This is a genomic window from Streptomyces sp. NPDC002588, from assembly GCF_040295925.1.
Taxonomy (GTDB): domain Bacteria; phylum Actinomycetota; class Actinomycetes; order Streptomycetales; family Streptomycetaceae; genus Streptomyces.
This window is the reverse complement of sequence record NZ_JBEOWF010000075.1, coordinates 23185-31669: the sequence shown is the minus strand read 5'-3', so window position 1 is coordinate 31669 and position 8485 is coordinate 23185. Positions and strand designations below refer to the sequence as shown.

The 8485-nt window shown below is 70.7% G+C and carries 8 protein-coding genes; 4 read left to right on the top strand and 4 right to left on the bottom strand.

All coding sequences use genetic code 11. The features are described 5' to 3' along the window. Window positions 1-95: 95 nt before the first annotated feature. Together ABT057_RS47200 and ABT057_RS47195 are read right to left on the bottom strand one after the other, a co-directional pair. Window positions 96-1103, bottom strand: a complete 1008-nt coding sequence (locus ABT057_RS47200; protein ID WP_352351249.1) for an LLM class flavin-dependent oxidoreductase — start codon at window positions 1101-1103, stop codon at window positions 96-98. 71 nt (window positions 1104-1174) lie between these two features. Further along, complete coding sequence (locus ABT057_RS47195) at window positions 1175-1948, bottom strand: enoyl-CoA hydratase/isomerase family protein (RefSeq protein WP_352351247.1); 774 nt, start codon at window positions 1946-1948, stop codon at window positions 1175-1177. A 113-nt stretch (window positions 1949-2061) separates the two neighbouring features. On the opposite strand from ABT057_RS47195, the gene ABT057_RS47190 reads away from it, so the two are divergent. From ABT057_RS47190 to ABT057_RS47180, 3 genes are read left to right on the top strand one after another with little or no spacing between them, the layout of a single operon-like run. After that, window positions 2062-2373 (top strand): hypothetical protein, encoded by a 312-nt coding sequence (locus ABT057_RS47190; RefSeq protein WP_352351245.1) that lies wholly within the window; start codon window positions 2062-2064, stop codon window positions 2371-2373. 15 nt (window positions 2374-2388) lie between these two features. Then, a complete protein-coding gene (locus tag ABT057_RS47185; RefSeq protein WP_352351243.1) occupies window positions 2389-3909 on the top strand; it encodes a class I adenylate-forming enzyme family protein in 1521 nt (506 codons plus the stop codon). Window positions 3910-3913: 4 nt separating this feature from the next. Further along, window positions 3914-4948: a phosphotransferase family protein gene (locus ABT057_RS47180; RefSeq protein ID WP_352351241.1), complete on the top strand. Its 1035-nt coding sequence runs from the start codon at window positions 3914-3916 to the stop codon at window positions 4946-4948. 19 nt (window positions 4949-4967) lie between these two features. On the opposite strand, the gene ABT057_RS47175 is transcribed toward ABT057_RS47180, so the two are convergent. Beyond that, a complete protein-coding gene (locus ABT057_RS47175) occupies window positions 4968-5759 on the bottom strand; it encodes an SDR family NAD(P)-dependent oxidoreductase (RefSeq protein ID WP_352351239.1) in 792 nt (263 codons plus the stop codon). Next, window positions 5756-7111, bottom strand: coding sequence for an acyl-CoA dehydrogenase family protein (locus ABT057_RS47170; RefSeq protein ID WP_352351237.1), 1356 nt, complete (start codon window positions 7109-7111; stop codon window positions 5756-5758). Before ABT057_RS47170 ends, ABT057_RS47175 begins: the two co-directional genes overlap by 4 nt. A 103-nt stretch (window positions 7112-7214) precedes the next feature. Here ABT057_RS47170 and ABT057_RS47165 point away from each other — a divergent pair, with 103 nt between their 5' ends. Further along, a complete protein-coding gene (locus ABT057_RS47165; protein WP_352351235.1) occupies window positions 7215-8447 on the top strand; it encodes a CaiB/BaiF CoA transferase family protein in 1233 nt (410 codons plus the stop codon). Window positions 8448-8485: the final 38 nt, after the last annotated feature.

Sequence of the window (8485 nt, the reverse complement as noted above, 5' to 3'; positions counted from 1 at the left end):
CGCCGACGTCGTGCACTTCGACAAGAGCCGCAAGCTCGCCCCCGCCACCCAGGACAGCTGAACCACCCAACCCCAACCGACCCGCAGACCGGCCCTCAGGGCCGGTCCGGTACGGCGCCGATCAGTGCGAGGGCGGCCCGGGCGTACGCGGCCCGGCGCCTGGGGCTCACCAGGAAACTCGGGGGCGCGAAGTAGCCGACGTCGCGGGGCAGCGAGCCGGCGCGGCGCGCGAGGGCGTCCTTCGCGTCGGCGGTCGTCCCGCACAGGGCGATCTCGGTGACCATCTCGTCGGTGACCGCCCGCGCCATCCCGTCGGTGTCACCCGACCGGAACGCCGCCCGGAGCCGTCCGACGGGCTCCTCCCAGCCGTGATGGGCGACGTAGGGGTCGTAGGTCTTGACGGTGAGGTAGAAGGCGATCATCCGCCGGGCGTCGGCCACGGCGCGTTCGGGTGCGGCGTCGTCGACGGCGGTGATGATCCAGCCGTGTTCGAGTGGGCGGGTGCCCTCGGCGCCGCCTTCCGCGCCGCGCGCGACGGAGGGGCGTACGACGTCGTTCCACCACGAGTCCGTGAACAGGCCGTGCCCGATCACGCCGTCGGCGACCCGCCCCGCGGTCCTCGCCATGCGGGTGTTGAACGCGGCGAGCAGCACGGGAATGTCCAGCCGGCCGAGCACCGGGGCCCGGACATCCGCGTCGAGCGAGTGGAACTCGCCCGAGTGGCGCACCCGTTCGCCGTTCTCCGCGTGCAGCCAGGCCCGCACGGCACCGACCGTCTCGGCGATCCGGTCCACCGGGCGGTCGGCGGGTACGCCCAGCCAGTCGCGGTTGATCCGGAACGCGGCGCTGCCCAGACCGAGGAAGAGCCGGTCCGGTGCCTGGGCGTGCAGGTGGCGCAGGGCGGTGGCGTGCGCGTAGGGAGTGCGGGCGAACGCGTAGGCGATGGCGGGGCCCGCGAGAGCCCGCTCGGTGTTCGCCACGATGTCGGCCACGGTGAGATAGGCGTCGTGGTCGGCGAACTCCCCGGCGCAGAACGCGCCGGCACCGGCCTGCTCGGCCTCCCGCCCGACGTCCCGGCCGGGCCAGGGCATGCCGAACCGCATGAGAGCCTCCTGATGGTCACCCTGATGAATACCGTAAAAAAGTACACTTAATTTGGGAGACTAGGGGAGGGTCAGCGCACTGTCCACCGCCCCCGGGGCACCGCGGACCGGTCGACCTCGGCCTTCCCGATCGGGTTGCCGATCTGCGTGTAGGACAGCCCGGTCCGCAGTGCCTGGGTGCGGGTCGAGTCGAGGGACTCCCAGATCGCCCGGACCGTGCCCTGGATCGCGGCGGGCGGTTTGGCGGCGATGATGCGCGCGATCTCGTCGGCCCGGTCCCACAGCCCGTCGCGCGGGAGTACCTCGCTGACCAGGCCGATCTGCAAGGCACGCGCAGCCGAGACGCGCTCGTCGAGGCCGAGCAGGGCGATGCGCAGGGCCTCGCCGAGCGGGATGCGCCGGGCGAGGCCGATCGGCTCCAGGGCCGCCGTGAGTCCGTAACTGACGTGCGGATCGAAGAACGTGGCGTCCTCCGAACAGATCATGATGTCGGCCTCGTTGAGCCAGTAGAAGGCGCCGCCGGCGGCCATGCCGTGCACCGCGCAGACCAGGGGTTTCCACACCTGGTTGAGCTTCGGTGAGAGGTACTCCCCGGGATCCGTCTGCGACCAGACGTTGGGGTGGCGGTCGATGCCCTGCTTGACGTCCATGCCGGTGCAAAAGGCCCGGTCACCCGCCCCGCGCAGCACGACCACGCGTATGTCGTCGTCGGACTTGACGGTGTCCCAGAGGGTGGTGAACTCCTCCAGCATCCGCTGGTTGAAGCCGTTCATGGCCTCGGGGCGGTTGAGGGTGATCGTGGCGACATGGTCGGTCACCTCGAACAGGACGGTCTCGAGTTCCATCCGGCAGCTCCGTTCGCGACGTGATCTCGACGTGATCGAGGTAAGTAGTATACTTTTCTAGGGTTACTCGGTACCCCTCACCCGGTACCACGAGAGCCGCGGAGGACACTGCGATGAGGCCACGCGTGGGGCAGATGCTCGCCAGTACGGTCGACACGACGGCGGTGATCGTCGTGCGGTGCCCGGACGAGGACCTTGACATCACGTGCGGCGGGGCCGCCATGACCGAGGGGAACGGGCCGGGGCCCGGCGCCACCGGTGCACCCGCCCCCGACCAGATGGGCGGTGCGCTGCTGGGCAAGCGGTACGCCGACGAGAACCTCGGTCTCGAGCTCCTGTGCACGAAGCCGGGACCCGGCACGCTGGCCGTCAACGGCGTCCCGATGCCGATGAAGAGCGCCAAGCCGCTCCCGGCCTCGGACTGAGCGGACGGGCGGCCTGTGAACATATCGATGCTGTTGGACATGGCCGCCGAGGGATTCGGCGACCGGGTCGTCATCGGGCGTGCGGAGGACGGGCTGAGCGCCGCGCGGTTGCGCGAACTGGCGGCCGGCGGGGCGCGGTTGGTGCGCGCCGCCGACGCCGACGCGATCGTGTACCTCGCGGTGAACGGTCCGGCCCTCCCGGTCTCGCTGTTCGCGGCGGCCCGCGCCGGGGTGCCGCTGGTACCGGTCAACTACCGCCTGGGCGACGCGCAACTCGACGCGCTGCTGGCGAACCATCCCCGCGCGCTGGGCATCGTCGACCCGGAGCACGGTGAGGCGCTGCGCCGTGCCGGGTTGCCGGTGCGGAGCCCGGCCGAGTGGCTGGCCCAGGCCGCGGAGAGTGCCGGACCCCCCGTCGGCGACGATCCGGCGGACTCCGACGCCCCGGCCGTCCTCATCTACACGAGCGGTACGACCTCCGCGCCGAAGGGCGTGGTCCTGCGCCACCACAACCTGGTGTCGTACGTGCTGGGCACGGTGGAGTTCGCCGGAGCCGGCCCTGACGAGGCGGCCCTGGTGAGCGTTCCGCCGTACCACATCGCCGCCGTCTCCAATGTGCTGACGAACCTGTACGCGGGGCGCCGGGCCCTGACCCTGGAACAGTTCACACCGGACGGCTGGCTCGGCCTCGTGCGGGAGCAGCGGATCACCAACGCGATGGTGGTGCCGACGATGCTCGCCCGCATCATGGACACGGACGGTCTGGACAGGTCGGTGCCCACGCTGCGCACGCTCGCCTACGGCGGGGCGCGCATGCCGGTACGGGTCATCGAGGCGGCACTGAGCGAATGGCCGCACGTGGACTTCGTGAACGCCTACGGACTCACCGAGACCTCGTCCACGATCACCGTCCTGGGACCGCAGGAACACCGGACGGCGGTGGAGAGCGGCGATCCCGCGGTGCGGGCCCGGCTCGGCTCGGCCGGCCTGCCCGTGCCAGGCGTCGAACTGGAGGTCCGCGACGCGTCCGGCGCGGCCGTCGCCCCCGGCGAGACCGGCCAGATCTGGGTGCGCGGAGAGCAGGTGTCGGGGGAGTACGCCGGGCAGGGCTCGACGGTCGACGAGCGCGGCTTCTTCCACACCCGCGACCAGGGCCACATCGACACCGACGGCTATCTCCACATCGAGGGCAGGGCCGACGACACGATCATCCGCGGTGCCGAGAACATCGCGCCCGCCGAGATCGAGGACGTCCTGCTGGGCCACCCGGACGTCCTCGACGCGGTCGTCGTCGGCGTCCCCGACGAGGAGTGGGGCCAGCGGATCGAGGCGGTCGTCGTCCTGCGTGACGGTGTGACGGCCGACGCCAACGCCCTGCGCGCACAGGTGCGGGAGACCCTGCGCGGCTCGAAGACACCGGACCGCATCACCCGCTGGCCCGAACTGCCCCGCACGCCGACCGGAAAGCTCATACGCCGCGACATCGTCGAGGCGCTGACCGCCGAGAGCCGTCAGGCCGTCGGCCGACAGGGATGAGGACATGAGCATCGTCGCCAACAGTGCCGCTCTGACCGGGGAGCTGACGGAGCGCGCGGCGGTCGTCCTGCGCGGCTGGGCTCCCGAGGCCGCGGTGGAGTCGGTGGAGCCGCTCACCGGCGGCACGTCCAGCCTCACCTACGTCGCCGTGCTGTCGGGCGTCCCTGCCGGATACGAGCGGGTCGTCCTCAAGGTGGCCCCGCCCGGTCTGGAACCGGTCCGCAACCGGGACGTGCTGCGGCAGGCCCGCCTCATGCAGCTGCTGGGCGGCGTGCAGGGGGTGCGCGTCCCGGAGGTGCTGTTCTGCGACAAGGGCGAACCGCCGGCCCGTCAGCCCTTCGTGGCCATGGAGCTGGTGCCCGGGGACTGCGTGGAGCCGGTGCTCGTGCCCCGCGGGACCGTTCCCGCCGCACAGGTGCGGGCCCGTGCCCTCGACGCGGCCCGGATGCTCGCACACCTGCACCGAGTGGACCCCAAGCGAACCGCCCTGGCCGTGGAGCCCGTTGTCACACCCGGTGCCGAGATCGACCGCTGGACCCGGGCGTTCACCACCGTTCCCGAGGACCTGCGCACCGGCTACGAGGAGGTCGAGGCACGGCTGCGTGCCACGATGCCCGCCGCGATGATGCCGGTGTTCACCCATGGCGACTACCGGCTCGGCAACACGCTGTGCGAGGGCGACTCGGTCAACGCGGTCATCGACTGGGAGATCTGGTCGCTCGGTGATCCCCGGGTCGACATCACCTGGCTGACCTTCTTCACCGACGAGGCCGCCCACCCGGCGTCCCCGTCGCAGGAGCCGACCGGGATGCCGGGGAAGGCGGAACTGATCGACGCCTATCAGGAGGAGCGGGGCGCGGAGCTGCCGGACCTGCCGTGGTTCGAGGCGCTGACGAAGTACAAGGAGTCCGCCGCCACCGCCCTGCTGATCAAGCGCGGCCGCAAGGCCGGGCAGCTGACCGACATGCACCGGCGCATGCTGCCCGCGTTGCCGGTGCTGCTGGAGGAGGCGATGGAACTGCTCGGCCGGCGCGCCTGAGCGGCTCGTCACCACCGCCTCAGTACAGTCCGCCGTCCACTCGGATCAGCGACCCCGTGGTGTAGCCGGACGCGTCGCTCGCCAGGTACAGAGCCGTGCTGATGATCTCCTCGGGCCGTCCCGGCCGGCCGACGGCGCTGCGCGTGGTCCGGCGTTTCTCCTCCGACCAGGCCTTGGAGATGTCGGTGAGGAACGGGCCCGCCGAGATGGTGTTGACGCGCACCTTCGGGCCGAACTCCAGGGCGAAGACGGTGGTGAGCGTGTTGAGGGCGGCCTTGGCGCCCGCGTACGGGCCGAACCGCGGCTGCGGGAACAACGCTCCCGAGGAGGAGACGTTGATGATCGAGCCGCCGTCGCCCTCGGACATCCGCTGCCCGATCAGCGAGGCCAGCCGGAACGGTCCCTTGAAGTTGACCCCGATCACCTTGTCGAAAAGCTCCTCGCTGGTCTGCGCCGACGAGGGCGCCAGCGGCGACATACCGGCGTTGTTGACGAGGACGTCGACCCTGCCGAACTCCTCGTACGCGGTGTCGGCGAGGCGGCCGAGGTCGTCCCAGTGGCCCACGTGCGCGGCGACCGGCAGGGCGCGCCGGCCCAGGTCGCGGACCTCCGCCGCGGCCGTCTCGCACGCGTCCAGCTTGCGGCTGGCGATCACCACGTCGGCGCCCGCGGTGGCGAAGGCACGCACCATCTCCAGGCCCAAGCCCCGGCTGCCGCCGGTGACGAGCGCGACCTTGCCGGTCAGGTCGAACAGGTCGGCAGGAGCGATGGACTTGTCGTCACGGCCGCGCGGCCCGCGATCCTCGCTCATGCGTCCACCCGGCCGCTGAGGCTGTCGTCGTCGATGATGTGCGCGTACCGCTTGCGGGCGGCTTCAAGCTTCGGCGGAATGTGCTCGCTGGGGAACAGCCCCTCGGCCGGCCGGTGGTTCTTCAGCAGCTGCTTGGCGATCGTGGCGCGGTGCACCTCCGTGGGGCCGTCGGCCAGGGCGAGGTTGGGGGCGGCCATCCACCATTTGGCGAGCGGGAGTTCACCGGTGGTGCCGAGCGAGCCGTGCAGGTGCACCGCCCGCTGGATGATGTCGTGCAGCACCTTGGCCGTCTGCACCTTGCACATGGCGATCTGGGTGCGGGCGGCGCCGTGCGGCTGGGTGTCGATGATCCAGGCGGTGTGCAGGACGAGCAGCCGGAACTGCTGCAGCTCCACCCATGAATCCGCGATGAACTGCTGAACCGCCTGCTTGTCGGCCAGCAAGGTTCCTTGCGTACGGCGGGACAGCGCCCGCTCGCACATCATGTCGAAGGCGCGGGTGCACTTGCCCACCGTCCGCATCGCGTGATGCACCCGGCCACCGCCGAGGCGGGCCTGGGCCACCTTGAATCCCTCACCGGGGCCGCCGAGCATCGCGTCGAGCGGCACACGGACCTGGTGGTAGCGGATGTAGGCGTGGATGCCCTCGTCGAGGTTCTCGCGCTCGTCCATCGTGCCGACGTTGCGCTTGATCTCGATGCCGGGGGTGTCGGCCGGGACGATGAACATCGACATCCGCCTGTGCGGCGGTGCGTCGGGGTCCGTGACGGCCATGACGATCAGGAAGGCCGCGTACCGGGCGTTGGAGGAGAACCACTTCTCCCCGTCGATGACCCACTCTCCCGCACCCCCGGCTCCGCCCGGGCGGGAGGCATCCCCGTCGTCCCGCCAGGCGCGGCACACGAATTCCTTGGGGTCGGCACCGGCCTGCGGCTCGGTCATCGAGAAGGTGGAGACCATCTCCCCGTCCAGCAGTGGCTGGAGATAGCGGGCTTTCTGCTCCTCGGTGCCGAACATGGCCAGGATCTCGGCGTTCCCGGTGTCCGGGGCGGCGGTGCCGAACACCGTCGGGGCCCAGTAGGAGCGACCGAGGATCTCGTTGAGGAGGGCGAGCCTCACCTGGCCGTAGCCGGGGCCGCCCAGTTCGGGTCCCAGGTGGCACGCCCACAGGCCCTGCTCCCGGACCTGCTTCTGCAGTGGCCTGAGGATCGCGCGGGCCTTCTCGTTGCGGGTGTCGTACGGGTCGCCGCCGTGCGGGAAAAGGAGGTCGAGCGGCTCGACCTCCTCGCGCACGAAGGCCGCCGCCCAGTCGAGCTTGGCCTGGAAGTCAGGTTCGATGGTGAAATCCAGCATGACGAAAACAGTATACTTTTTAGTGTCCTCGGTCCATACTTGACGGCAGACTCGGCGCATTAGGTATGCGCAATAGCGAGATGAGCGCGGAGGAGTTGGTCTGATGCAGAGGCCGATGGAGGGCGTGCGGGTGCTCGAAGTCGCGCAGTTCACCTTCGTCCCGGCGGCAGGTGCCGTGCTCGCCGACTGGGGTGCCGACGTGATCAAGATCGAGCACGCCGAACGCGGCGACGCGCAGCGCGGGCTGGTCCGGGTGCTCGGGTACGAGGCCACCAGCAAGGGATCCTCGTTCTTCCCGATCATGGAGGGGCCCAACCGCGGGAAGCGCAGTGTCGGGCTTGCGCTGGAGAAGCCGTCCGCACGCCCCGTGCTGGAGGAACTGATCCGGGCCAGCGATGTGTTCCTCACGAACTTTCTGCCCGGGGCACGCGCAAAGCTGCGGATCGACGTGGAGGACGTCCGGGCGATCAACCCCGACATCATCTACGTCCGCGGCAGCGGCTTCGGGACCCGCGGCGAGGAGGCGGGGAAGGGCGGCTACGACAGCACGGCCTTCTGGGCGAGGGGGGGAAGCGCCGCGGGCGTCACCCCGCCCGGCGCGGACCGTATGACGCGGATGCCGGCCGGCGCCTACGGCGACTCGATGGGCGGCATGACCATCGCCGGAGGCATCGCCGCCGCCCTCTACTCCCGCGCCACGACCGGTGAACCGTCCGTCGTGGACGTGTCGCTGGTCGGTGTCGGCGCCTGGGCGACACAGTTCACGGTCAACCTCGCCCTGATGAACGGCGGTCCGCTCCCGGTGAACACCCCGCCCCGGCACGGCTCGGCCACCAACCCGCTCATCGGCGCCTACCGCACCTCGGACGGCCGCTGGATCGAGCTGTCGATGCTGCAACCCGGGCGGTACTGGGCCGAGTTCTGCAAACTGGCCGGACACGAGGAGCTCGGCGTCGACGAACGCTTCGCCACTACCGAGAAGTTGATGGCGAACGCCGCCCAGGCCGCCCAGATCGTCGCCGACTTCATCGCGGCCCGCCCGTACGAGGAGTGGGTCGAGATCCTCTCCCGCGGCGAGGGGCAGTGGGCGGCCGTCCAGAACGCCTGGGAGGTCGGCCAGGACCCCGCCCTGCGCTCCAACGGTCTCATCGCCCCCGTCGTGGACGCCGACGGCGTCGAGCGCGAACTGGTCGCCAGTCCCGTCCAGTTCGACGAAACCCCGGTCGGCCTCACCCGGGCACCCCAGTTCGCGGAACACACCGACGAGGTCCTGCGCTCCCTCGGCCTGAGCGAGGAAGAGCTGATCGCGCTCAAGATCGACGGCGCGGCGACCTGACGGACGTACGAGAGACCTGACGGACGTACGGGACCTGA